Source organism: Porticoccaceae bacterium LTM1 (assembly GCA_030252795.1).
GTDB lineage: Bacteria > Pseudomonadota > Gammaproteobacteria > Pseudomonadales > Porticoccaceae > SCSIO-12696.
In genome coordinates this window covers 2,659,562-2,685,064 of record CP127080.1, presented here as the reverse complement: position 1 = coordinate 2,685,064, position 25,503 = coordinate 2,659,562, and the positions used below count along the sequence as shown (strand labels likewise).

Genomic DNA, 25,503 nt, shown 5'->3' with positions numbered 1-25,503 from the left:
GAGATCCTTCGCTGTGCTCAGGATGACAAAATCACTTTTACAGGCACTTAAAATAATCAAATGGCTCGTGGCAATCTTCACACTGATACAGTGCTTTGCAGGCGGTTGAACCAAATTCACTGATTTTTCGAGTATTGCTTGAGCCACATTGCGGGCAGGGCACGCTGGGCTCTTTTCCCATTGGGCTGCGCGAGTCTCTGCAGGTTGAAGACTCTTGCGGTGGCGCAATACCGTACTCTTTTAACTTGCGATGCCCTTCGGGGCTTAACCAATCTGTCGTCCAGGCTGGAGCCAGCTGGTTGCGTATGTCGACATCGTTATAGCCTGCAGCACGCAATGCCGCTTCGACATCTTCCGCCATGGTTTTGATGGCTGGGCAGCCGCTGTATGTCGGCGTCAGGGTGACAATGATTTTGTCGTCCTGTTTTTCGATATCGCGCAGTACGCCCAAGTCCCACAGCGACAGCACGGGTACCTCCGGGTCGTGGACAGCGTCCAGCAACTTCCAGAGCTCAGCAGTAGCCGGGTCGGCACGACGCTGGTCGCGTTCGACCTGTTCTGCGCTGACGGTGGGGATTAGTGCAACCATATACGCTCTCTTGTCATCATCATTATTTGTCATCCTGAGCATAGCGAAGGATCTCAGTGGAACATTAACCTACGAGATCCTTCGCTACGCTCAGGATGACAGGCCTACTTACCAGGTATTGCCTGGGTAAGCCCGCTGTACAAACTGTAATTCTGCCAGCAGAAAACCGAGGTGCTCGGTATGAATCCCGCTGCGGCCACCGCGAATGGCGATGTCGTGATCCGGTAATTGCAGTGTGGCTTCGTCGCATACTTCTTTGACCATTTTTTGCCATGGTTCGCGCAAAGCAGCGCGATCAACAGCTATACCCTGTTCAACCAGATTGGTTTCCAGCGCGTCCATATCAAACATTTCGGTGACGTAGTCCCACAGTTCTTCGATGGCGTTCTGGCAGCGGTTATGGCTCTCTTCGGTGCCGTCACCTAATTTAATCAGCCACTCCTGGCTGCGACGCAAGTGGTACTTGGTCTCTTTAATGGACTTGCCGGCAATAGCGGCCAGGGTTTTGTCTGCGCTTTTTAGCAGTTCTGTGTAGAACAGCATATTAAACGTGTCGACAAAAACCTGACGCACAATCGTGAATGCAAAATCACCGCGGGGCAGCTCGTTGATCAGCAGGTTGCGATATTCGCGCGCATCACGCAGGTAGCAGATGTCATCTTCACTGCGACCTTTACCTTCGGTGGTGGCGGCATATTCGTAAAACATTTTTGCTCGACCAACATAGTCCAGTGCCACGTTGATCAGGGCGATGTCTTCTTCCAAAAACGGGCCATTGGAACACCACTCGGAAAGACGGTGGCCCAGAGTCAGCGAGTCGTCGGCCAGACGAATGGCGTAGTCGACGATGGCGTCCTTATTTGGGGCAAGTTTTGTATCGGTCATAGTAATTACCGTCGTTGTTAACTGTTCAACTGTCATCCCCGCGAAGGCGGGGATCCATTTCTGCGAAATGGTGGATTCCCGCCTGCGCGGGAAAGACGGTTTGCTACATGTTGTTTACTTCGTCTGGAAGCACATAGTGCGTCGCGTGACGGTATGGTTTGTCATCCATCGGATCGTAAAAGCTGTCGCGATCACTTTCCTGGGAAGCGGTAATGTCGCTGGATTTAACTACCCAGATACTTACGCCTTCTGAACGACGGGTGTATACATCGCGGGCGTATTCCAGAGCCTGCTCGGCGTTCTCGGCGTGCAGGCTGCCGCAGTGAGTGTGGTCCAGGCCGCGCTTGGAGCGGACAAATACTTCGAAAAGGGGCATGTTGTTCGTGGTCATAACCTTCTCTCTATTTAACGCGCCAGCTTTTTTGTTGACTAAGGCGCTCTATTCAAAAGGTCGGACGTCGGATGTCAGACGTCGGACGCTAAAACCAATTTGTGTTTCGCCGATTACTACGCAGCGCGTTCTTTGCGAGCCTGCCTTTTCGCCTCATAGGCGCGAGCAGCTTCGCGTACCCACTCGCCCTCATCCTGGGCTTTTTGGTGGTGGGCCAGGCGCTGGCGGTTGCAGGGGCCGTTACCTTTGATTACGGCAAAGAACTCATCCCAGTTCAGTTCGCCAAAATCGTAGTGGCCGCGCTCTTCATTCCACTTGATGTCTTTACTTGGCATATCCAGGCCGAGCACTTCTATCTGTTTGATGGTCTGGTCTACAAACGCCTGACGCAGTTCGTCATTGGACTTGCGCTTGATTTTCCACGCCATGGATTGCGCTGAGTTTGGCGAATCTGCATCGGTGGGGCCAAACATCATCAGCGATGGTTCCCAGAAACGGTTCAGTGCATCCTGGGCCATGGCTTTCTGCTCTGGTGAGCCCTTGGAGAGCTTGAGCATGATTTCGTAGCCTTGGCGTTGGTGGAAACTCTCTTCCTTACAGATGCGAATCATGGCGCGCGAGTAGGGGCCATAAGAGGTGCGCTGCAGCGCTACCTGGTTAACGATGGCCGCGCCATCCACCAACCAACCGATGGCACCGATATCGGCCCAGGTCAGGGTGGGGTAGTTAAAGATCGAGGAGTACTTGGCTTTGCCGTCGTGCATGGCCTGTACCAGCTCTTCGCGGGTAGCACCCAGTGTTTCGGCGGCACTGTACAGGTACAGGCCGTGACCGGCTTCGTCCTGCACTTTGGCCAGCAGCACTATCTTGCGGTGCAGGCTAGGTGCGCGAGTGATCCAGTTGCCTTCTGGCTGCATACCGATCACTTCCGAGTGGGCGTGCTGGGACATCTGGCGCAGCACGGTTTTGCGGTATTTTTCCGGCATCCAGTCTTTCGGCTCAATGCGTTCTTCTGCATCGATACGTGCCTGGAAGTGTTGGTTCAGTTCGGCCTCGAGTTGTTCGGGGCTTTTTACATTCTGAGTCATGGCGCTCTCCGAAGAGTTGCTCATTTATTAAGTGATACGTTATTTGCTAGTCAATTTTGAAATTATGTATCACTTTGGTGGTAGGGTGCAAGTGATGTGGTGACCAAAATGTCGATCTCTGCCTGCATGAATACCAATGAAGTATAGATAGCAAAAAGGCAGCCGAAGCTGCCCTTTCCCGGTCTGGATTTATACGGCTCAGACCTTTTCGATCACCAGCGCGATGCCCTGGCCAACGCCGATACACATAGTGCACAGGGCGTAGCGACCGCCATCACGATGCAGCTGGTACATAGCTGTGGTAATCAGGCGTGCTCCGGACATGCCCAGTGGGTGACCCAGTGAGATTGCACCGCCGTTACGGTTAACGTGTTCGGCGTCATCCGCCAGTCCCAGTTCGCGCATACAGGCCAGTCCCTGGGCGGCAAATGCTTCGTTCAGTTCGATAACGTCCATTTGCTCCAGGGTCAGGCCGGCTTTCTCGAGCACCTTGCGGGTGGCCGGAACAGGGCCGATGCCCATAATGCGCGGCTCGACACCGGCAGTGGCCATACCAACAATTTTTGCTCTCGGGGTCAGGCCGTATTTCTCCACCGCTTCTTTTGATGCGATCAGCAGTGCACAGGCACCATCATTAATGCCGGAGGCGTTGCCCGCTGTCACAGTTCCGCCAGCGCGGAATGGTGTCGGCAGTTTCGCCAGACCTTCCATATTGGTAGAAGCACGCGGGTGCTCGTCGGTATCAAAAATCAGCGGTTCCTGCTTGCGACGGGGAATAGTGACCGGCACGATCTCATCGTTAAAAATACCATTAGCCTGAGCTGCTGCGGTTCGCTGTTGGCTGCGCAGGGCAAAGGCGTCCTGATCATCGCGGGAGACATTGAAGTCTTCGGCGACATTCTCGGCGGTTTCTGGCATAGAGTGGACGCCAAACTGCTCTTTCATCAGTTTGTTCACGAAGCGCCAGCCCATGGTGGTGTCGTACATCTGCTGGCCGCGATCAAAGGCACTCTCTGATTTACCAACCACAAACGGTGCACGGGACATCTGCTCTACGCCGCCAGCAATCACCAGGTCGGCTTCGCCGGATTTAATGGCGCGAGCGGCCATACCCACCGCATCCATACCTGAGCCACACAGGCGATTGACGGTGCTTGCTGGTGCGTCAGTTGGAATGCCGGCGAGCAGGGCGCTCATGCGCGCTACGTTGCGGTTGTCCTCGCCAGCCTGGTTGGCGCAGCCGTAAAAAATATCATCCACCTTGGTCCAGTCGACGGATGGGTTGCGCTCCATCAGGGCTTTCATCGGCACAGCGCCGAGATCGTCGGCACGCACCGAAGACAGGCTGCCGCCATACCGGCCGATGGGGGTGCGGATTGCGTCGCAGATGTAGGCTTCTTTCACTCTCTGTTCTCCTGTTGTTGTCATTGCGAGCGGAGCGTGGCAATCCAGTGTCTGTAGATCAAAGTCGCTGGATCGCGTCGCTGCACTCGCGATGACGGCGGATTAGTCCCGTTCGGGCAGTACCGCCTGTTTGGTCTGATAAGACTTGCCGCGAAAGTAGGCGACAACCTCGTTGTTCTGGTTTGTGACGGTAATGTCATAGACGCCCAATCGACCGGCTCGGTGCTTTTTCTCTGCCCGGGCTGTGAGCAAGTCCCCTTCACGCGCTGGCGCAACGTACTCGATGGATGCACCCGATGCTACCGTTGCCTTGTTGCCGGTATTACAGGCAAAGGCAAACGCCGAATCCGCCAGTGAAAATACAAAACCACCGTGACAGGTTGCGTGACCGTTGAGCATATCGCGGCGCACGGTCATGGTTACCACTGCGATATCGGGCTGCACCTCAATAATGCGCATGCCCAGTTCTATGCTGGCTGGGTCGCGTTGATACAGCTCTGCAACGCAGGCTTCGGCGAGTTGCTGGTCGTTCACTTCTTGCTGCTCCGTTCTCAATGGATTCCCGCCTTCACGGGAATGACGCACATTTTGTCATCCCCGCGCAGGCGGGGATCCATCTGTAATAGAACTCCATAGGTCTTGCCACCATGGATTCTGTTTCTCAATAAGGTTTACTTTCCACTGTCGATTCCACTTTTTTAGTTGCTTTTCACGCTGAATCACCGAGTACATATCTTCAAACAATTCAAAGTAAACCAGCAAGTGCACCGAGTGCTGCTCAGTAAAACCTTTTACTACATTGTTTTTGTGCTCCCATATTCGCTTTAGCAAATCACTGGTTACACCGATATACAAAGTTCCATTTCGTTTACTGGCCAGTATATAAACCGCAGGATTCCGTTCCATGGTTGCCTGATTCCAAATGGATCCCCGCCTGGGCGGGGATGACGCACTAATTAATTTTGGAAGAAATTCTGCTCCGCAAAACACTTGCGCTGAATCAGCGGCGAGGTGCGGTAGCGGTCTTCGCCGTAAGTAAGGGCAAGATTCTCCAGTACTTCTGCCACCACTGGCACGCCGAGGCTGTCTGCCCAGGCCAGCGGCCCTTGTGGGTAATTGACGCCGCCTCTCATAGCGATGTCCACAGCTTCGGCATTACAAACACCCTGATTCACCGCATCGGCACCCTCGTTGGCGAGCATACAGACGGTGCGCATTACAATCATGCCGGGAATGTCGTCGATGATCGACACCTGCTTACCTATGGCCTGAAACAGTCCTGCAACAATCTGAAGAGACTCGTCGCTGGCCTGATCAGCTTTGGCAATGGCAATACGACTTGCGCTGGCGTAATCCAGAGCCAGGTCAAACAGTACGATGTCGTTAAGCTCTTCCTCGGAAGCGATTTCGGTAGCCATGGCGCCATCGGTCATGCGCAATTCGACACCGTCCACCCAGAAGAAATCGTGATCGGATTCTTCGCTGCGCTCAACGTTAATTCCCGCTTCTTCAAACATCGGTACCAGCGCTTCAGCTGCACCCAAATAGCCGCCGATAATGACGCGCTCTGGCTTAGCGCTTGGAGCGGCCGTTTGCGGAGCAGGTTTTTCCGCTCCTTCTGCATAGCTGTAAAAACCGTGGCCGGTTTTACGGCCAAGACGTCCGGCTTGTACAAGCTCCTGCTGGACCAGCGAAGGCAGAAAGCGTTGATCCTGGTAATAGGCGTTGTACACAGAGTTGGTCACCGCGTAGTTGACGTCCATGCCGATCAGGTCCATCAGTTCAAACGGGCCCATGCGGAAGCCACCGGACTCACGCATCACGGCATCAATAGTGGCAACGTCAGCGCCGCCCTCCTGTAATACCCGTAGCGCTTCTGCGTAAAATGGTCGCGCTACGCGGTTGACGATAAAGCCGGGAGTGGATTTTGCCATTACCGGGTGCTTGCCCCAGTTGGCAGCGGTGTTGTAAACGGTTTGCAGGGCATCGCTATCAGATGCAAGCCCGCTGATCACTTCCACCAGCTTCATTACCGGTGCCGGGTTAAAAAAGTGCATACCCACTAAACGTTCGGGATTTTTTAAACCGGCGGCGATAGCGGTGACTGAAATGGATGAAGTGTTGGTAGCGAGAATGACATCGTCGCCACAAATCGCTTCCAGCTGACTGAACACACTCTGTTTGATCTCGAGCTTTTCAACAATCGCCTCAATCACCAGTTTGGCCGGTGCCAATTCTTCAAGTGAGCCACAGGCTTTGATGCGGCCAGTCAGTTCGTCGGCCTGCTCGGCGGTCATCTTGCCCTTGCTGATCAAGCGGTTGAGCCCCTTGCGGGTTTTATCAATGCCAGTCTGGGCTGCGCCGTCGGCGGCATCAAACAGCAGAACCGGGTGCCCGGCAGCAGCGGCAACCTGAGCAATTCCGGCGCCCATGGTGCCAGCGCCGATAACGGCGATGGTGTCGTTGGTGTTTAGTGCGGTCATTACTTCGTTTCCAGTTTGTTCGAGCTCTGGAAGCTCGGTGATCTATTTACCGGGTCGCACGTCTGACGTCGCACGTCGCACGCTAAAACCAAGCACTTTGTAGATAGCTCCTGGGCAGTTAATCCATACACTGCCAATAGCTACCTTACTCATTGTTCACGTCGTTCTTTATCGAAGGGGGTTTTAGCGTGCGACGTCAGACGTGCGACGTGCGACCACATGCTACGAAGTAGCTTATTCCCCTTTAAATTCCGGCTTTCTTTTTTCCATAAATGCCGCCACCCCTTCGCGGTAATCGTGGGTGCGGCCGGCCTGGCGCATGTACTCTTTTTCCAGCTCAAGCTGGTGGTGGTAGCTGTGAGCGGTGGATTCGTTCAGGGCTTTTTTGATTAATCCGAGACCCTTGGTGGGTTGGGTGGCGAGGCGGCGAGCCATGGCCATTACATCATCCATCAGGTTGTCGTCTTCAACGCACTTCCAGATCAGGCCCCACTCTTCGGCTTTTTTCGCTGGCAGTTTTTCACCCAGCAGAGCGAGTCCCTTGGCGCGTGGCAGGCCGACGGCGCGGGGCAGGTTCCAGGTGCCGCCGGAGTCGGGAATCAAACCGATGTTGCAGAATACTTCGATAAAGCTGGCGCTCTCGGCTGCTACAACAATGTCACAGGCCAGGGCGATGTTGGCGCCGGCTCCGGCTGCAACGCCATTCACGGCGCAGATAATCGGCTTTTCCATACCCATAAGAGCGCGGATTAGCGGATTGTAATTTTTCTCAACCGACTCACCAAGATCCGGCATCTCTGAATCTGCAGCGACATTGCGATCACTCAGATCTTGTCCGGCACAAAAACCGCGACCGGCTCCGGTCAGCACTACACATCGCACCAGTTTGTCATTGGCGGCGCACCTCAGCGCCTCGCGGACTTCGCCGTGCATTTCGGTATTAAAACTGTTCAGGCGATCCGGACGGTTCAGGGTAAGAACGGCAACGCCGTCTTCGACGGTGTAATTTATGGTGGTGAAGGTCATTATCTGTAATCCTTATCGAGTTCGGTGCTCTCTGTAAATTCAGGGCTCTGTTCGAGAGGTCGCACGTCTGACGTCGCACGCTAAAACCAAGTGCTCCGTTTGTCATCCTGAGCGTAGCGAAGGATCTCGAACTTCGAGCCGGCAAAGAGATTCTTCGCTGCGCTCAGAATGACGGCGCTGGCGCTTTTAGCGTGCGACGTCAGACGTGCGGCGTGCGACCAAATAAAGGTCGTGTTCAGCGGCCTTTATATTCCGGCTTTCTCTTTTCCAAAAATGCATTAATTCCTTCATTGCGATCTTCAGTTGCTGCCAGCACAGTGAACGCTTTACGTTCGTAATGCAGGCCTGCTTCGAGATCGGTTTCAAAGGCTTTCAGTAATACTTCTTTGGCTTGCTGAACGGCGAGTGGGGCTTTTTTGGCGATGCGGCCAGCCAGTTCCAGAGCGCGGTTCAGGGTCTCGTCGTCAGCGGTTTTTTCGGCGGCGAGGCCGGAGGCAACGGCAACATCGGCGTTGATAAATTCGCCGGACAGACACATTTTCATCGCGAGGGATTTACCCACGGTGCGAATCAAGCGCTGGGTGCCGCCGGCACCGGGAATAATGCCGAGATTAATCTCCGGCTGTCCGAATTCAGCAGTTTCACCGGCAATAATAATGTCGGCGTGCATCGCCAGCTCACAGCCACCACCCAGACAGTAACCGTTAACTGCAGCAATCAGCGGTTTTTTGAAATCGTAAATACGCTTCCAAAGTTTCGGGCGCACATCCTGCAGTACACCCACTGCATCCAGTTTGGCCATCTCTTTCAGATCGGCACCGGCAGCAAATACACTGTCATTGCCGTACAGAACCACCGCGCGAATGGTGCTGTTCTCCTGCGCTGCTTCCAGCTCCGCCGCTAACTCGGTCAGCAGGGAAGTGGTCAGGGCATTGCGCGCTTCGGGGCGGTTGAGTTTGATGAGCAGGACGCCGTTGCCCTGGGGCTCCGAAATAATAAAGTTGTAACTGGACATATCGTGGACTCTTTCTTAGAGGTCGCACGTCGCACGTCTGACGTCGCACGCTAAAAGCACCAAACCCGTCATTCTGAGCGAAGCGAAGAATCTCTTCGTCTGTTCGATGCTCGAGATCCTTCGCTGCGCTCAGGATGACAAACAGGGGGCTTGGTTTTAGCGTGCGACGTGCGACGTGCGACGTGCGACCAGTCAATTCAAACTTCTTTTCTCTCAACCAACGTAAGAATGCTGTACACCGCAACCGCGACGCCTTCCTGGTTGGTTACTTCAACATCCCACTCTACAACACCAGTAGCTTTTTTATCATCCGGACGTTTGTCTTTTTTGATTTTCTGCTTGCAGGTGAGGCGCGCCTGAATGGTGTCGCCGATACCTACCGGCTCGATAAAGCGCAGGTTGTTTAGGCCGTAGTTGGCTAATACAGGGCCGACGCCTGGCCATACAAACAGACCGGCAGCGGCAGACAGGACAAAATAGCCGTGTGCCACGCGCTTGCCAAACAGTGAGTCGGCAGCAGCGGTCTCGTCAAAGTGGGCGTAGAAGTGGTCACCGGACAGGCAGCCGAAGTTGACGATGTCTGCTTCGGTCACAGTGCGGCGGTGCGTGATCAGACTGTCGCCGGGCTGAATTTCTTCAAAGTATTTGGTGAACGGGTGTGCCGCGATCTGGTTGATTTCCGCACCCGGCATATATTCGTTGGTGATCGCCGCCAGTGTGGTTGGTGATCCCTGCAGTGCGGTGCGCTGCATATAGTGTTTCACTGAGCGGATGCCGCCCAATTCTTCGCCACCACCAGCGCGACCGGGGCCGCCGTGAACAAGTTGTGCCAGTGGTGAACCGTGGCCTGTGGATTCGCCAGCGCAGTCGCGATTAATAATCACCATACGGCCGTGGTAAGCGGCGATGCCCAGTACCGCTTCGGTAGCTTCGCTGTTGTTGTAGGTAAACAGTGAGCTCACCAGCGAGCCTTTACCCAGTTTGGAGATCTGGATGGCTTGCTTAAGATCGTCGTAAGGCATCAGGGTGCTCACCGGGCCAAAGGCTTCCACCTCGTGAGGAGTGGCTGTAGTCAAAGGCTGGTCGCAGAACAGCAGGGTAGGCGGGAAAAACGCGCCTTTGCTCTTGTCGGCACCGGTTACTTCAAAATTGTCGTCACCGCCAAACAGAGTGTCGCAAGACTCCTGAAGGGTTTTCACGGCGGCCCAGGTGTCGGTCACCTGATCGCGGCCGACCAGTGCACCCATGCGTACACCTTCCACGGACGGGTCGCCCACGACGGTTTTGGCTAGGCGAGCTTTCAATGCATCAGCAACGGCGTTTGCCTTGCTGCGCGGCACAAGAATACGGCGAATGGCGGTACACTTTTGGCCCGCCTTGGTAGTCATCTCACGCACCACTTCTTTGATAAACAGACCGAACTCTTCGCTGTCTTCGTCCACAGTTTCACCGAGGATCGAGCAGTTCAGCGAGTCCGCCTCCATGTTAAATGGAATGGAGTTAGCGACAATGTTCGGGTGGGTTTTAAGCTTGCGACCGGTGGTGGCGGAACCGGTAAAGGTGACGCTGTCCTGCTCGTTGAGGTGATCCAACAGGTCGCCGGTGCTGCCTGTAATCAACTGGATGGAGCCTTCCGGCAGAAGGCCGGAGTCGATAATTTCCTTCACCATCAGTTCGGTCAGGTAGGCGGATACAGTGGCAGGTTTAACGATTACCGGAACACCGGCGGCCAGTGACGGTGCAATTTTTTCCAGCATGCCCCAGCACGGAAAGTTAAACGCATTGATGTGCAGTGAAAGGCCTTCTTTAGGTACCAGAATATGGCGGCCAACAAAGGTACCGTTGGCGGACAGGCGTTCGGTGTCACCTTCAACAACAAAGCGTTCGTTGGGTAGTTCACGACGCACCATGGAGGAGATACTCAGCATGGTGCCGATACCACCTTCAATATCAATCCAGCTATCAGCCTTGCTGGCGCCGGTAGCGGCGGACAGCTCGTAAAATTTCTTTTTGATACCCATCAAATGCAGGCCCAGCGCTTTCAGGGCACTGGCGCGCTCGTGGGTGGTCATCGCACGCAGGGCCGGACCGCCGACGTTGCGGGCGTATTCGGCAACTTCTTTAAAATCGATGCCGGCACTGGAGACAAAACCGAGAGACTCACCGGTGATAGCGTTAAATACTTCCTGGCCCTGTTCGGTGCCAGTGTGCCAGTTGCCGCAGACGTAGCTTTGATACTTCATATGTAAGGTTCCTGCCAAATTTTAATTTTGGTGTTTTTTTGTCGGGATCGCACGTCGCATGTCTGACGTCGCACGCTAAAAACCAAAAGCACTGTTTGTCATCCTGAGCGTAGCGAAGGATCTCTGGCTTTGAGCTGACAAAGAGATTCTTCGCTGCGCTCAGAATGACGGGTTTGGTGCTTTTAGCGTGCGACGTGCGACGTCAAGCGTCCGACCAGAGCCGCAACGCGGCTCTTACTGCCCCCAATTCTCAATCACTTCCACAAACTTCGCCAGCCAGGCGTTGGTTTGGAAAGCATCTACTGCGCGGTGATCGATGCTGAGGGAGACGTAGCATTTAGGACGAATGCGAATTTCATCTTCGCCATCCACGTCCACGACTTCAACGCGTTTTTCAAGTTTGCCGATACCAAGAATGGCTACTTGCGGCTGGTTGATGATAATTGGCGCAGCGAACAGGCTGCCGCTCACACCGTGGTTGGAGATGGTGAAGGTGCCGCCTTTCATATCAGCCGGGGTCAGTTTGCCAGTGCGGGCGCGCTGGGTCTGGTCGCCAAGAGCTTGAGCGATATCAAACAATTCCATGTTCTGGACCTGCTTGACCACGGGTACTACCAGACCTGCATCACCAAGGGCGGTGCCAACGCCGATATTGATGTCATCAAATATTTCCAGGGCATCGTCATGGAACTGGGCGTTCATGTCCGGAACGGCGCGCATGGCTTCGACACAGGCAGCCAGGAAGTAGGCGGTAAAGGTCAGTTTGACGCCCTTCGCCTCGTACTCTTTTTTGTGCCACTTGCGGTGTTCGATCAGGTTGGTCATATCCATTTCGAACACAGAGGTCACGTGCGGCGCTTTATGAAGCAGGCTCTCTACCATGTGGTTGGCGATGGATTTGCGCATTTGAGAATGCGGTACCAGTCGGCTGGGAATACCCTGACTGCCGGGGGTGGACGCCGGGTAAGTCTTGGCAGCAGGGGCAGCGGATTTTGCCTGCTGTTTATCCTGCTCGGCACGGCCGCTGTTGAGATAGGTAACCACATCTTCGCGGGTCACACGCCCACCGCGACCGGTACCGGGAATGGCATCAAAATTGAGTTCATGTTCTGCCACCAGCTTGCGAACTGCCGGGCCAATCAGGTGGCGGCAGGAGTTATTGCCGGAATCGTTTACTGCGGCCGGTTGAGCGGGTGACGGTGTTGCGGGAGCTGAATTTGTGGCGGCAATTGCAGCTACTGCTCCTGCGGCCATGCGACCCAGAATCTGCCCTGGCTCCACTTCGCTGCCAACGCTGGCAATCAGTTCTTGTACCACACCATCTGCTGGAGCAATTACTTCTACCGCTACTTTATCGGTTTCCAGTTCGGCCACCGGTTGCTCGGCTTTGACGGTGTCGCCGACAGCTACCAGCCACTTGGCGATTTTTGCCACGGTGCCTTCCTGTTGGTCGGCGGGGAAGGTGAGGTCTATGGTTTCGGTTGACGGGACTGCTGTAGGTGATTGTACCGGTGCAGTAGTTTCGCCACTGCTCAGGGTAGCCAGTGTGGCATCCGGTTCAACTTTATCACCGGGCTGTAAAATCAATTCGGCAATGGTGCCGTCGGCAGGTGCGGTCACTTCCACAGAGACTTTGTCAGTTTCCAGCTCGGCTACCGGTTGGCCTGTGGTTACCTTGTCACCAACGGCAACCAGCCACTGGCTGAGAGTGGCTTCGGTACCTTCCAGCTGATCGGCTGGAAGTGTGATGTTGATTTTGTCTGTCATGGGCATTCCGTAATTTATTTTCGGTCTTACGACTTCACTTCTGATTTCTTAGTGAGTGGTCGCACGTCAGACGTCGCATGTCGCACGCTACAGCGCGTAGTCATTCCCGCGCAGACGGGAATCCATTTGGCTGTGAAGCCTCGAATATGGATCCCCGCTTTCGCGGGGATGACGAGACACTTGTTTTTAGCGTGCGACGTGCGACGTGCGACGTGCGGCCCATAATTTAAATTTCCAAAAGCTCTTTCATCTCTGCAGCAATTTTTTCCACACTCGGCACAGCCACATTCAGCAAGTGGATGTTGTGCGGGTTTGGAATGTCCGGCATGGTCAGGCGGCGTACCGGTGCATCCAGATTAAAGAACAGCTCATCGGTAAGGGTAGCTGCAATCTCGGCACCGAAGCCGGCTGTTTTGTTGTCCTCGTGAACAATCAGGCAGCGCGCGGTCTTTTTCACTGACGCCAGAACCAACTCTTTATCCCAAGGCTGAATGGTGCGCAGATCGATGACTTCCACTTTGCCTTCAAATCTTTCGTTCATAGAGAGTGCAGCAGCCTCACAGCGCTGCACCATGGCACCCCAGGTCACTACGGTCAGCTTGTCACCCGAGATTAAGGTCTTGCCTTTACCGAATGGAATCACAAACTCGTCGCCCGGATAGGGGCGGCGTGCCCAGCTGTCGTCCAGCAGTGCACGGTGTTCAAAAAAGATAGTCGGGTTGTTGCTGCGCAACGCAGAGCGCAACAGACCAACGGCGTCTTCAGCGTTGGAAGGCATGGCTAGCTGCCAGCCCACTTTGTGTGCCCATTCCACTTCGTCACACATGGAGTGCCAGGGGTCGCCACGACGGGCAAAGCCGCCTGGAACGCGAACCACCATTGGCGCGGCAAACTGGTTGGCGGTACGCCAGCGCATAATGCCGGTGTCGGTAAGCTGCTCAGCGGCCGGCTCTGCGTACTTGCGGAACTGGATTTCCGGTACCGGCATCAGACCTGAGAGTGCCATGCCAACGGAACGCCCGATAATGCCTTCTTCCGAGAGGCTGGTATCAAATACGCGCTCGTAGCCGTACTTGTCTGTCAGGCCGAGAGTGGCGGCGTGAACACCACCTTTAGGGCCGACGTCTTCACCGAAAACCAGTACCTTCGGGTTGGTTTCCAGTTCGTAGTCGAGAGTCTTGCGAATAGCGGTGAGCATGTTGAGGCGAGCGCCTACAGGCTTGGCTTCTTCGCTGGCGGCAGGGAACTGATGGCCGCTAGGGGCGAGGCCACCGCGCAGCTGGACTTCCGGCTGGCCGCTGGCGTCTTTCTCTTCATACACGTAGCGAGTGAGTTTGTCTGTATCTGGTTCAGGGCGCTTCAGTGCTTCTTCAACTGCCGCTTTCACTTCAGCAGTGGCTTTGGATTCCAGCTCCTGCCACTCGGCTTCTGTGGTCAGCTGGTTTTCCAGCATAAATGCTTTCAGTTTTGGCAGCGGGTCGTTGGCCTGCTCGCGGGCAACAAATTCTTCCGGTTTATAGGTTTGCGTGTCCTGGAAGGTGTGGCCGCAAAGGCGAGGCACTTTCAGGCGCAGCAGGCATGTGCCCTGGCCGGAACGAACGTAATCAACCGCTTCTTTGATTTTTGCAGCGGCTTCCAATGGGTCGGAGCCGTCACCATCGACAATCTTCAGCTGCTTGTAAGCTGCCAGATTGGCCACCTGATCACCACCGGGAGTTTGTACTTCCTGCGGTACCGAGATGCCGTAGCCGTTGTCTTCGATATAGAAGAGGTGGGGCAGGTTATTGGTGGTAGAGATATTCAGCGCCGCCCAGAAGCCGCTGGTGGACATGGAGGAGTCGCCCCCCATAGAGACGCCCAGCGCACCTTTGTAGTTGTCGTCTTTCAAAACGGCCTGGTTATAAACGATGGATTGTGCCCATCCGGAAATAGGCGAGTATTGAGAGCCTACCCCGCCACACATAGGGAACAGCATGGCCCCCTTGCGCTCGTTGTTAGGGTAGTTACAAACTACACCGATATCGCGACCATCGCTGTAACCGCCACTGCGAGCCAGCGGTCCGGCAACGGCTTCAACAAAATCCAGCCCCAAAGAGAGTACAAACGGACGCGAGCGGTAATAACCGGTGGCGCCGTCGTGGGGGTGGGTTAGCAGCGAGCCCAGCAGTACCTGAGCCATATCGTGACCGCGGGCGGAAAACTGGTTGAACACCAGCTTTTGGGGTACCAGTTCTTTCTCTTCAATATCATCCATCGCACGCGAGGCGAGGATCAGGTAAGCAATACGTTTCCAGTCGTAGGCCTGGATCGGGGATGATGTGGTTTCCATAACTTTGAGTTCTGGTGAGGACATAACACAGTCTCTTGGAGTTTTTGGCGAGCGCAGCAAGTCGCGCACCACGAATTTGTGATGTATAGATACTTTAGCTATGGATTGAGGAAATTTGTTTTCGTTGTTGCTTGCCGAGAGGTGTTTTAAGCAATATCCTTTCTTGAAATGAGTATTTGAGAAAGGGGTTTTTGCTTTGGATAAATTTGATGTGCAGATCTTGCACGAATTGCAAACGGATGGCCGTCTTTCCAATAGGGATCTCTCCGAACGTATCGCGTTGTCTCCGGCACCCTGCTGGCGGAGAGTCAGGCGGCTTGAAGAAGACGGTGTGATCCTCGGCTACAGCGCCCAGATCAGTCACCGCAAAGTGGGGCTGCTGGTGATTGCTTTCGCTGAGGTGATACTGGAAAACCACCACCCTGAAACCATTCAGGAGTTTCTTGATCGGGTGAATAGCAGTTCGGAAATCCTGGAGTGTCATTCAGTAACCGGGCAGTGTGACTACCTGCTTAAAATTGTTGCCCGCGATATGGAATCCTATGAGTCGTTTTTATCATCAAAAATGTTGGTAATGCGTGGTATCCGATCGGTGAATACGTTGATCTCCTTGCGTCAAAATAAGTTGACGGGAACGTTGCCGGTAACTGTGCCTTAACTGCTTCCAATCACAGAATAGCGTATAGAAGTGCCAGGACTCGGGCCAGGTTGCCCTTAACGGTCTAAACTTTGCGCAAACAAAGGAGAGCAATTATGTATAAGCGGAAATGGTTATTGGTGGTGACATTATTGGCTTTGGTTTTTGCCGGTTGCGCGGGCAGCAACTCAAATGCGTTGCCGCAAGCACCTGAAAGCAGAGCGGATAAGCTGGCTCGCCAGGGTTTTACGGTTATTGAAGAATTGACGGGCATTACCTTTCCCAGCACTCTGGATTCCTGGGGGTATATAGATGACAAAGCGCTGTGGGTGGAGTCCAGACCAAAGCGTTATTACCTGATTACACTCAGTTTCCCTTGTAGGGAGTTGAGTTTTACCCAGGAGATCGGGTTTCGCAGTCGGGGAACCCAGTTGATGAAAGGAGATGACCTGATTGTGCCGGGGCCGCCAGTGCGTGATTGCCAAGTGGAGACGATTTTTTCAATGGAGCTGGATCGGAAAAAACGCGCAGAAAACCAGTAGCGATTTTGATGAACTTAAAGCGGCACCCAACTGTGCCGCTTCTTTATCTGCAATGTTCACACAGCAATTGATCGCAAGCCTGATAGAATGCCGGCATGACGAATCTATCAGCCAGTCAGTTACTCGAGCTTCAGCTCGCCCGATTTCGCAAGCGCCGACCCATGCGGGCCGGTTCGCTCATTATTACTTTGTACGGCGATACTATTTCTCAGCATGGCAATAGTGCCTGGCTGGGTAGTGTCATCAATGCACTGCAACCATTCGGGCTCAGTCAGCGACTGGTGCGTACTGCGGTGTATCGATTAATTCAGGATAACTGGTTGAGCTCCGAGCAGGTGGGGCGACGCAGTTATTACAGCCTCACCGAATTTGGCTTGCGGCACTATCAAAAGGCAGCTCGTCGAATTTATGCGGCGGAGCATTCCCAGGCAAGCGGGGAGTGGCTTTTTGTTTACCTCAGTAGCCTTCCCGACCGGGAGCGTGAGCAACTGCGCAAGGAGTTGCGCTGGTTGGGGTTTGGCAACCTGTTTCCCGCCGTAATGGCCAAGCCGGGCGCGGAACGACGTTCCCTAGATGAGACCCTGCGCGAACTTGGCCTTCATGAGCAGGTGATGATACTGCGCAGCCAGCCGGATGACCTGACGTCTGAGCAGCATCTTCGCAAATTGGTCTACGAGTGTTGGAATTTAAGTGAATTGGAGCAGCAATACCGCTCGGTCTGGGAGGTGTTTCAGCCTATCTATCAGCGTTTGAAGCAAGGTGATTTGCTGAGTCCAGAGCAGGCATTCCAGTTACGTACCCTGCTGATTCACGAGTACCGAAGACTGTTGTTGAAGGATGTTGAACTACCGTCATCCCTTTTGCCGGCGTCTTGGATAGGCACTGATGTCCAGAATCTGGCTGCCAATCTCTATCGCAAGGTTCATTCGCTTGCTGAACAGTTTGTGGTTAATGAGTTGGAAACTGTCAGTGGGGCATTGCCACCAGCGAGTAAGGATTACTTTACAAGATTTGGTGGTCTGTCCTGACCAGCACCCCTAGAAGGGCATTGCACTTGCCGGCGGCGACACTACAATAGTCCGCCTTGTCGTACCACTCACCCTCAACTTTTTGGAACGTCACTATGTTTGAAGCTCTGAATGTATTACCGCAGGACCCAATTCTTGGTCTTATGGTTGCCTATCAAAAAGATACCAACCCAAACAAGGTTGATCTTGGTGTAGGTGTTTACAAAACTCCCCAGGGTGAAACACCGGTACTGGCATCTGTAAAAGCAGCAGAAAAGTACCGCCTCGAAAATGAAACCACCAAATCCTATATTGGTGGCCCTGGCGATGCAGTATTTAATGCAGAAATGCGCAAGCTGGCTCTCGGTGAAGGTCACCCGGCTTTGCTGGCTAATCGAGTAGCATCCATTCAGGCGCCGGGCGGTTGTGGTGCCTTGCGTCTGGGTGGTGAGTTGATCAATCGCGCCAAAGAGGGCGCCACCATCTGGTTTAGCAACCCTACCTGGGCAAACCATGTTCCATTGTTTGGTGAAGCCGGTCTGCAACTGAAAGAGTATCCCTATTACGATCGGGAAAACTGTGCCGTGCTGTTTGACGACATGATGGCCACCCTGCAAAACGAAGCGCAAACCGGTGACTTAGTATTGCTGCACGCCTGCTGTCACAACCCTTGTGGTGCTGACCTGAATATTGACCAGTGGAATGCGATTGCCGACCTCTGTGTAGAAAAAGGATTGGTGCCGTTTGTGGATATGGCCTACCAGGGTTTTGGCGTTGGTCTTGAGGAAGACACCAAAGGTCTGCGTCTGATCGCCAGTAAAGTGAAAGAGATGTTTGTCTCTATCTCCTGCTCAAAGAACTTTGGTCTCTACCGCGAGCGTATCGGTATGCTGCTGGTTATTGCTGAAACTGCGCACGCAGCAGAGGCGGCTGGCAGTCAGTTGATCAATATTGCCCGCGGTATCTGGTCAATGCCCCCTGCTCACGGTGCGGCTATTGTTGCCACAATTCTCTCCTCTGAAGAACTCTGCAATCAGTGGCATGGTGAAGTGGCCGAGATGCGTAATCGTATCAATGGCCTGCGTGCCCTGGCGGTGGAAAAACTGAATGCTGCTTGCCCGGGACATGACTTTGGCTTTATCCAAAAGCAGTTTGGTATGTTTTCATTCCTGGGAATCAGTGCTGAACAGGTTGAGCGCCTCAAGCAGGAGTTCAGCATTTACATGGTGGGCTCCAGCCGCATCAATGTTGCTGGCCTGAACGATGAAAATATCGACTATTTTGCCAATTCGGTTGCAGCGGTACTGTAATCGGGTGAAGTAAAAAAGTAGGGGTGACAATCCCATGAAGCGGAGTCGAAAGGCTCCGCTTTATTTTTGGCCTTAAAAATCAGTAGCCTAACCAGCGAGCTATTTTCTGCTTCGACCAGTCGGTTACATCGATCCAGCCAGTGCCCTTTTTGGACTTGGCCAGAACATGGCCTTCAATAACGCGATTCGCAATATGATGCTGATCGAGAATCGCGGTTAGCTCAAAAACACACATTGTTATTTACCGCGTGTTACCAACAACTTCTCTTGTCTTTATGCTGTAAATATAGACCAACGTCCTAAAAATCCCAGCTATTTTTTTCGACTTTAGATTAAAGGTGCAAATTCAGGATGTCTGGCAAATGAACAGCCAGGTCAGCTGTTTGACTGGCTTGTTACAGCAACTTTTTTGCCAGTTGCAAGCGACTCCACTGAGTGACGTCCGTCCAATTGCTTTCGCCAAAGTTGGCCAAAACACGGCCTCCGGTCACAAGGTTTTTAATCTTGTACTGATTCAGTATCGCTGTCAGCTCTAGTACACACATGGCAGCTACCTCGCTGTATAGATTCCTCTTCTATCTATAAGACGTTTCGGAACGGGGAAATCTTCAAGGCTTTACCTATCTTTACGCAGCTTAAAAAAACGTAAAGTCAGAGGTTTTTGCGTGTGGCGGCTTGGGTAAAAGTCGGTAGGAATAGCAGATAGGAATTGTACCGAGTGGGAAGGGCTGATGAAGATCAGCCCAGCCAGCGAGCCATCTGCAAGCGGCTCCATTCTGTTACGTCAATCCAGCCTGCATTGCTGCGTAAAGCAAGGACGCGGCCATCGGATACGAGATTTTTAATCTGGTGGTAGTTAAGTACTGCTGTAAGTTCGAAAATAGTCATAATTTCCTCAACCTCTCAGTCTACTAATGAAGTACATCCTGAGTACGACGTTGGTGGATAAAGTTAACATTTACGTCCCTGGGAGCATCCCTAAGGTTATTTTTATTGTCTGTACCTATATAAACGTTTCAAACGATGATTCGCCCCTACTCGGGTTAAACCGTTTTGATATATCGAGTCCCGGTTTTATTCTGTTGCGTTAGGCTGGATTTTGTACAGCTTATCCATTAGGTTGTCTGGCTGGTTTGCCATAGGGGCGGGTAACAGGCCCCAAGCACAATTTCTGAGTGGGGGAACTCAATGTTTAAATCATTTGAACTGCGCCTGAAAGGTGCAGCTTTGGCATGTTGCATGCTACTTGGTAGTCTTGATGTATTTGCCGCTGACAATCCATCTGGGGCACAAGCCTTTGAACAGCTTGACCATTTGCTGCCTACCCCAACTGAAACCCGGACTGCCAGTGGCGCTCCCGGTCCCGAGTACTGGCAGCAGCGTGCAGACTATCGCATTGATGTTCGTCTGGATGATGAGAAGCAGCGATTAGAAGGCTCGGCCAAGATCACCTATCACAATCGTTCTCCACACACTTTGAGTTACCTGTGGTTGCAATTGGATCAAAATATTCTCGATCCAAAATCCGACTCGATGCTCACCTCCACTGCGCCAGGCTTTGAAAAGATGTCTTACGGTCGATTGGGAAGCTTACTCGCTCGGCAGGAATTCAACGGCGGATATACCCTCTCAAAGGTTGCGGATGGCCGCGGTAAACCGCTGAGCCATCAGGTTGTTAAAACCATGATGCGGGTTGATCTTTCGGAGCCCCTGAAGCCGGGCATGGATTTTGAACTGCAGCTGGATTGGAGCTTCAATATTGTTGATGCCATAGCTATTGGTTCGCGCAATGGTTACGAACACTTCAAGGACGATGATAACTATATCTACGAAATAGCCCAGTGGTTCCCGCGCCTTGTGGCCTATACCGACTACGAAGGCTGGCAGCACAAACAGTATCTTGGTGCTGGTGAATTTACCCTGGAGCTGGGTGATTACGTCGTCAACATCACCGTTCCAGCCGACCACGTTGTAGCCGCAACCGGTGAGCTTGCGAATGCCAACCAGGTGCTGACCAGCAAGCAACGCCAGCGTCTGAAAAAAGCTCGCAACAGTGACAAGCCGGTATTTGTGGTCACCCCTGAAGACGCAAAAACTAATCAATCCAAAAAAGCCAAAGGGACAAAAACCTGGACCTTTGAAGCTGACAATGTACGTGATTTTGCCTGGGCGTCTTCACGCAAATTTATCTGGGATGCCATGGGGGTGAAAAGTGGCGACCGTACTGTCATGGCAATGTCGTTTTATCCCAATGAGGCTGAGCCACTTTGGAGCCAGTACTCCACCCGGTCAATTGCCCACACCATAAACGTATACTCCCGCTACACATTTGACTATCCATACCCCACGTCACAGTCCATCAATGGTCCTGTGGGCGGTATGGAATACCCTATGATGACATTCAATAAGCCGCGGCCATTCCCGGACAAAACCTATTGGGATGTAACCCAGAAAGGAGACAGCGAAAGTTGGTCACGCAGTAAGTACGGATTGATCTCGGTCATTATTCATGAGGTCGGCCATAACTATTTTCCGATGATTGTGAATTCCGATGAGCGCCAGTGGACCTGGATGGACGAAGGCCTCAATACCTTTCTGCAGTTTATTGCCGAGCAGGAGTGGGAAGAAGAGTATCCATCACGACGTGGCGAGCCGAAAAATATTGCCGAATATATGAGTGGTGCAGAGGGCGCCATGGTTCCGATCATGACCAACCCCGAATCAATCTTGCAAAGAGGCAATAACGCCTACGGCAAACCCGCTACTGCGCTGAATATTCTCAGGGAGAGTATTCTCGGCCGTGAGTTGTTTGATTTTTCCTTCAGGGAGTACGCAAGACGATGGAAGTTCAAACGCCCCACGCCGGCAGACTTTTTCAGAACCATGGAAGATGCCTCTGGTGTCGACCTTGACTGGTTCTGGCGCGGCTGGTTCTACGGAACAGATCCGGTAGATATCGAGTTGGGTCAAGTGAAACTCTATAAGCTGGATACCCAAAACCCGGAACTTGAGAAAGAAAGGCTGCGTAAAGAAAAAGAAGAAGTGGTTAAAACACTTTCCATGCAGCGCTATAAGGATGTAGAAAAGCTGGTGGAAAAATACCCGGAGCTGAAAGATTTCTACAATGAACGTGATGAGTTTTCGGTAACTCCATACGACTATGCCCAGTACGAGAAGCTGCTGAAGTCGCTGGATGATAAAGAGAAGCTGCTGCTCAATACTGACAAGTTGTTCTATACCGTTGAGTTTCACAATAAAGGTGGCCTGGTGATGCCATTGCCGCTTCGAATCACCTATGCAGACAGCAGTGTTGAGCAATTTACCATTCCAGCAGAAATCTGGCGTCGAAATGCCCAGCAGGTAACCAAGCTGTTTATTGCCGATCAGGAGATCACCAGTATTGAGTTTGATCCGTATCTGGAAACTGCCGATATTGATGTGAGCAACAACCGCTGGCCCAAAAAGCCGGTCGAGACACGGTTTAAGCTGTTTAAAGAGAGTGCAAAGCCCAACCATATGCTTCGTATGACGGAAGACGGCTGGAAAAAGGAAAAAAATAAAGCCGGTGAAGAGCCTGAAAAAGAGGCTGATAAATGATTTTCCGTGGAAAGCAGATGGCATTTTTAATGCTGATGGCGTTTGGTTTGTGGGCGAGTGTTACGCACGCCCACAAATTTCATCACAGCTTTGCAGAGGCGACGGTCAACAGTGATCGTCAAACTCTGGAGGTGGCTCTTAAAGTGATTCCAGAAGACCTTGAAACTGCTCTTGAATCACAGGTTGGCAAGCGGGTGAATCTGGAAAGCACCAAAGATATTGACCAGGAGATCATCAAATATCTTTGGGCGTCTTTTCAGTTCAGTAGTGAAACTGGCCACCAGCTGGACATGGTCTGGGTTGGAAAAGAGATTACCCATAAAGCCGCCTGGCTCTACTTTGAGATTCCCTATAAAACCGAGAAAACCCTGACCATCAAAAACACCATTCTGGATGGAGTCAGTCACGGGCAACAGATTAATACTCTGGTAGTAACTCGAGGTGACGAAAAGATAAGGCTGGTTTTTGGTGACGGGAAAAATACCCATCGACTTGAGCTTTCGTCGCAGGAGTGATTTCACACCTGCGACGACGCAATATCATTGATTAATGTTGAGTGATTCCAGTACCTCGGTAACCACCATGGTTGCGAGTCGATCCAGCATGTCGTGACCTTCTTCTTCCGTGGCGAGCGCTGGCGCTCCGGAGTAGGCGTTTTCCATACCCATATCGGAAAAGGTTTTGACCCCGGCGATAATTTTTTCTGAAAGGCTCACCGGTACTTCCGGCAGCGATTTTTGCACGTCTTCTTTTACACCATTGGCGTCGGCTGCGAGAACGATGGCGGTTTCATAGCGACCGGCGTGGCATTCGCCTCGCTTGAATTCATCCGAAAGAGTGCGGGCCCATCGACGGGACAGAGGGCAGGCCAGCGATGCTTTTCCTTCTGCAAACTGTTTGGGAACTTGTCGCACCGCGCTGTAGTGTTCGGGTTCGAGGTGATTATTGATCAGGCAGACATGGGCGACGCCATTATCGAGAAAGCCTTTTACCACTGCAGCCAGGTAACCGGTAAGAACTTCTTCGGGAATACTGACAGCACCTTTAAATCCAGCTGCGCAATCGGTAACACCATAGGGGACGGCGGGGGCGATAAATACCGACATTCCGTCCGCTTCCAAACGCTCAGCAGCCAGCTCAGCACAACCCTGTGAGATAACCGTATCGGTAAGTAACGTCAGGTGAGGGCCGTGTGGCTCTACGGAACCCACCGGTAACAAGATAACAACAGGCTTGCCGCTGTCGATGGCGGAGCCAAAGTCGTCGGTGGTGATTCGGTTGAGGCTGTAGTCTTTCATGGTTTCTCTCTGTAAGCCTGTCGTCCTGAGCCTGGCGAAGGACCTCGTAGTTGTGTCGAAGTTTGAGATCCTTCGCTGCGCTCAGGATGACAATATAGGAGTGCAACGCAATAACCTTTACATCTCGCGTTCTTTCAATGCCTTGCGATCCACTTTGCCACGGTCATTCTTGGGCAGTTCAGCCACATATTCTATCAGGCGTGGATATTTGTGTTTGGCGATGCTGTTCAGCACATGCTCCTGCAGTACCTTGGTCAGCTCGTCGCCTTCCTTACCTTTATAGGCATCCATCAGTACAACGATCGCTTTTGGTTTGGTCAGGCCGTCGACATCTTTGGGAATCACGGCACAGGCTGCAACGGCCGGATGCTTGAGCAGGCAATCTTCAACTTCCTGTGGTGCCATCCAGCGGCCATTTACTTTCATCAGGTCGTCGGCGCGACCACTGAACCACAGGTATCCCTCTTCATCTTTGCTGAACAGGTCACCGGTGCGACACCAATGGCCGTGGAACGTTTTCCAGCTTTTTTCGCGGTCGCGATAGTAGCCAAGCGCAACGCTTTCACCTTTTACCCACAGAACACCTGTGTCGCCGGGAGCGACCTCTTCTGCGCCCGGCCCTTCGGCGTCGGTGGGCAGAACTTTGAGTTCGTAGCCATCAACCACTTTACCCAGCGAACCGGGTTTAATGTCGCCGGGGCGATTGCTGCAGTAGATATGAAACATTTCCGCCGAACCAATGCCGTCGTAAATATTGTCGGTGCCAAAATGCTCGTTGAATTTTTCCAGCAGCGTCGGTGGCAGCGCCTCGCCAGCGGATAGCTGGAAGCGCACGCTGGAAAGATCCAGATCCGGCTTTTCGACCAGTAATTTACCCAGCATGGTTGGTACATTGGTAACAATCGTCGGCTTGTACATCTCAATGGCATTGGCCAGTGAATCCGGACGCGGCGGTTCGGAAAACAGCCCTGTAGTCGCACCTACGGCAAACGGGAAGAACAGGTTGGTGCCAGTGGCGTAGCCGAAAAACAGCCGCGGCACACTGACGGTAATGTCATCCTGTTGATAACCCACAGTGCCCTTGGCGTACACCTCGGTGTTAAAGGCAAAATCGCGCTGGGTATGCATGGCGGCTTTGGGGCGACCGGTGGAGCCGGAGGTAAATAGCCAGCAGGCCATGTCATCGCGATGCAGTTGCGGGCGTGGCAGATCCAGCTCTGCACCTTTGGCGATTGCCTCGGATAGTGGCAGCACATCAAATTCGGCGTTCTGCAAATTTGCGGGAACGGTGACGGGTTGTTCGGAATCCTCTCCGGTGGCTACATCCGGTGCCAGCAGCACCGCCCTCAAATCTTTATTAGCGAGCAATTGCGGGGCCAGCGACTCGGCGACTGAGGGCAGGGTAATTAACACCGTCGCACCGGTATAGCCGATAACGTAGTCGATATCATCTGCAGGCGAAGAGGGGTTCCCCATCGCCAGCACCGCGCCCGCACTCCAGGTCCCGAAAATCGACCAGACGAATGGAGGCATATCCGGCAGCACAATATAGACGCGCTCTTCGCGGCGAACACCAATGCTCTGGAGGTAACTGCCCAACGCCCGGGATTTGTCAGCTACCTGCTGATAGCTGTAGTGACGCTGGCCAAACAATACTGCTTTTTTGTCCGCGAGCCCTTCATTAAGTCGGTCGTACAGAAAATAGTCCGCCAGACTGAACTGGTCCGGAAAAGATACGCTCATTGTGGTTACCCTTTCGATGGCACTGGCCATCGGCTCCTAATCTTGTTGCGGTTAGACGCTGAATTGGTAAACCCGTTCAGCACTCGCTTATCTATTGGTAATTCTATTATTGCTCTTAAAGGCACTTCTAAAAATGCACTTTTCCTGCG

At 53.0% G+C, this 25,503-nt stretch carries 23 protein-coding genes; 6 read left to right on the top strand and 17 right to left on the bottom strand.

From position 1 onward, the window contains the following. Positions 1–37: 37 nt before the first annotated feature. The 13 genes from paaD to QP938_11620 form a co-directional block, all read right to left on the bottom strand. Complete coding sequence (gene paaD / locus QP938_11680; GenBank protein ID WIO73948.1) at positions 38–589, bottom strand: 1,2-phenylacetyl-CoA epoxidase subunit PaaD; 552 nt, start codon at positions 587–589, stop codon at positions 38–40. Positions 590–697: 108 nt separating this feature from the next. Next, positions 698–1,474 carry a 1,2-phenylacetyl-CoA epoxidase subunit PaaC gene (gene paaC, locus QP938_11675; protein ID WIO73947.1) on the bottom strand — a complete coding sequence of 259 codons (777 nt, stop codon included), beginning with the start codon at positions 1,472–1,474 and terminating at the stop codon, positions 698–700. A gap of 103 nt (positions 1,475–1,577) precedes the next feature. Further along, positions 1,578–1,865: a 1,2-phenylacetyl-CoA epoxidase subunit PaaB gene (gene paaB, locus QP938_11670; protein WIO73946.1), complete on the bottom strand. Its 288-nt coding sequence runs from the start codon at positions 1,863–1,865 to the stop codon at positions 1,578–1,580. Between the two features lie 116 nt (positions 1,866–1,981). Continuing rightward, on the bottom strand, positions 1,982–2,953 hold the full coding sequence (gene paaA / locus QP938_11665; GenBank protein WIO73945.1) for a 1,2-phenylacetyl-CoA epoxidase subunit A: 972 nt from the start codon (positions 2,951–2,953) through the stop codon (positions 1,982–1,984). A gap of 198 nt (positions 2,954–3,151) precedes the next feature. Next, the gene (gene pcaF, locus QP938_11660) at positions 3,152–4,357 is read right to left on the bottom strand and encodes a 3-oxoadipyl-CoA thiolase (GenBank protein ID WIO73944.1); all 1,206 of its coding nucleotides are present in this window, start codon (positions 4,355–4,357) and stop codon (positions 3,152–3,154) included. A 102-nt stretch (positions 4,358–4,459) separates the two neighbouring features. After that, positions 4,460–4,942 (bottom strand): hydroxyphenylacetyl-CoA thioesterase PaaI, encoded by a 483-nt coding sequence (paaI, locus tag QP938_11655; GenBank protein WIO73943.1) that lies wholly within the window; start codon positions 4,940–4,942, stop codon positions 4,460–4,462. Between the two features lie 6 nt (positions 4,943–4,948). Next, the gene (locus QP938_11650; GenBank protein ID WIO73942.1) at positions 4,949–5,263 is read right to left on the bottom strand and encodes a GIY-YIG nuclease family protein; all 315 of its coding nucleotides are present in this window, start codon (positions 5,261–5,263) and stop codon (positions 4,949–4,951) included. 50 nt (positions 5,264–5,313) lie between these two features. Next, positions 5,314–6,840: a 3-hydroxyacyl-CoA dehydrogenase PaaH gene (gene paaH / locus QP938_11645; GenBank protein WIO73941.1), complete on the bottom strand. Its 1,527-nt coding sequence runs from the start codon at positions 6,838–6,840 to the stop codon at positions 5,314–5,316. A 234-nt stretch (positions 6,841–7,074) separates the two neighbouring features. Continuing rightward, complete coding sequence (gene paaG, locus QP938_11640) at positions 7,075–7,866, bottom strand: 2-(1,2-epoxy-1,2-dihydrophenyl)acetyl-CoA isomerase PaaG (GenBank protein WIO73940.1); 792 nt, start codon at positions 7,864–7,866, stop codon at positions 7,075–7,077. A 235-nt stretch (positions 7,867–8,101) separates the two neighbouring features. Further along, positions 8,102–8,881, bottom strand: a complete 780-nt coding sequence (paaF, locus tag QP938_11635; protein ID WIO73939.1) for a 2,3-dehydroadipyl-CoA hydratase — start codon at positions 8,879–8,881, stop codon at positions 8,102–8,104. Between the two features lie 197 nt (positions 8,882–9,078). After that, on the bottom strand, positions 9,079–11,124 hold the full coding sequence (paaZ, locus tag QP938_11630) for a phenylacetic acid degradation bifunctional protein PaaZ (protein ID WIO73938.1): 2,046 nt from the start codon (positions 11,122–11,124) through the stop codon (positions 9,079–9,081). A gap of 234 nt (positions 11,125–11,358) precedes the next feature. Further along, positions 11,359–12,891, bottom strand: coding sequence for a 2-oxo acid dehydrogenase subunit E2 (locus QP938_11625; GenBank protein ID WIO73937.1), 1,533 nt, complete (start codon positions 12,889–12,891; stop codon positions 11,359–11,361). Between the two features lie 226 nt (positions 12,892–13,117). Beyond that, on the bottom strand, positions 13,118–15,244 hold the full coding sequence (locus QP938_11620; protein WIO73936.1) for a transketolase C-terminal domain-containing protein: 2,127 nt from the start codon (positions 15,242–15,244) through the stop codon (positions 13,118–13,120). Between the two features lie 172 nt (positions 15,245–15,416). Here QP938_11620 and QP938_11615 point away from each other — a divergent pair, with 172 nt between their 5' ends. The 4 genes from QP938_11615 to QP938_11600 all read left to right on the top strand — a co-directional run bounded on the left by QP938_11615 (position 15,417) and on the right by QP938_11600 (position 18,716). Then, complete coding sequence (locus tag QP938_11615; protein ID WIO73935.1) at positions 15,417–15,878, top strand: Lrp/AsnC family transcriptional regulator; 462 nt, start codon at positions 15,417–15,419, stop codon at positions 15,876–15,878. Between the two features lie 95 nt (positions 15,879–15,973). Next, positions 15,974–16,399: a DUF6491 family protein gene (locus QP938_11610; GenBank protein ID WIO73934.1), complete on the top strand. Its 426-nt coding sequence runs from the start codon at positions 15,974–15,976 to the stop codon at positions 16,397–16,399. A gap of 95 nt (positions 16,400–16,494) precedes the next feature. Then, entirely contained in the window at positions 16,495–17,427 is a 933-nt protein-coding gene (paaX, locus tag QP938_11605) for a phenylacetic acid degradation operon negative regulatory protein PaaX (GenBank protein ID WIO73933.1), read from the top strand. Between the two features lie 95 nt (positions 17,428–17,522). Continuing rightward, positions 17,523–18,716 carry an amino acid aminotransferase gene (locus QP938_11600; GenBank protein WIO73932.1) on the top strand — a complete coding sequence of 398 codons (1,194 nt, stop codon included), beginning with the start codon at positions 17,523–17,525 and terminating at the stop codon, positions 18,714–18,716. Between the two features lie 79 nt (positions 18,717–18,795). On the opposite strand, the gene QP938_11595 is transcribed toward QP938_11600, so the two are convergent. Both QP938_11595 and QP938_11590 read right to left on the bottom strand, forming a co-directional pair. Continuing rightward, the gene (locus tag QP938_11595) at positions 18,796–18,951 is read right to left on the bottom strand and encodes a hypothetical protein (GenBank protein WIO73931.1); all 156 of its coding nucleotides are present in this window, start codon (positions 18,949–18,951) and stop codon (positions 18,796–18,798) included. 503 nt (positions 18,952–19,454) lie between these two features. Further along, positions 19,455–19,604: a hypothetical protein gene (locus tag QP938_11590; GenBank protein WIO73930.1), complete on the bottom strand. Its 150-nt coding sequence runs from the start codon at positions 19,602–19,604 to the stop codon at positions 19,455–19,457. Positions 19,605–19,904: 300 nt separating this feature from the next. Between QP938_11590 and QP938_11585 the strand changes: the two genes are divergently transcribed. Both QP938_11585 and QP938_11580 read left to right on the top strand, forming a co-directional pair. Next, entirely contained in the window at positions 19,905–22,313 is a 2,409-nt protein-coding gene (locus QP938_11585; GenBank protein WIO73929.1) for a M1 family metallopeptidase, read from the top strand. Beyond that, complete coding sequence (locus QP938_11580; protein WIO73928.1) at positions 22,310–22,828, top strand: hypothetical protein; 519 nt, start codon at positions 22,310–22,312, stop codon at positions 22,826–22,828. Before QP938_11585 ends, QP938_11580 begins: the two co-directional genes overlap by 4 nt. 24 nt (positions 22,829–22,852) lie before the next feature. Here QP938_11580 and QP938_11575 read toward each other — a convergent pair whose 3' ends face one another. After that, positions 22,853–23,611: a creatininase family protein gene (locus QP938_11575; GenBank protein WIO73927.1), complete on the bottom strand. Its 759-nt coding sequence runs from the start codon at positions 23,609–23,611 to the stop codon at positions 22,853–22,855. Between the two features lie 117 nt (positions 23,612–23,728). Beyond that, on the bottom strand, positions 23,729–25,354 hold the full coding sequence (locus tag QP938_11570) for a benzoate-CoA ligase family protein (protein WIO73926.1): 1,626 nt from the start codon (positions 25,352–25,354) through the stop codon (positions 23,729–23,731). Between the last annotated feature and the right edge of the window lie 149 nt (positions 25,355–25,503).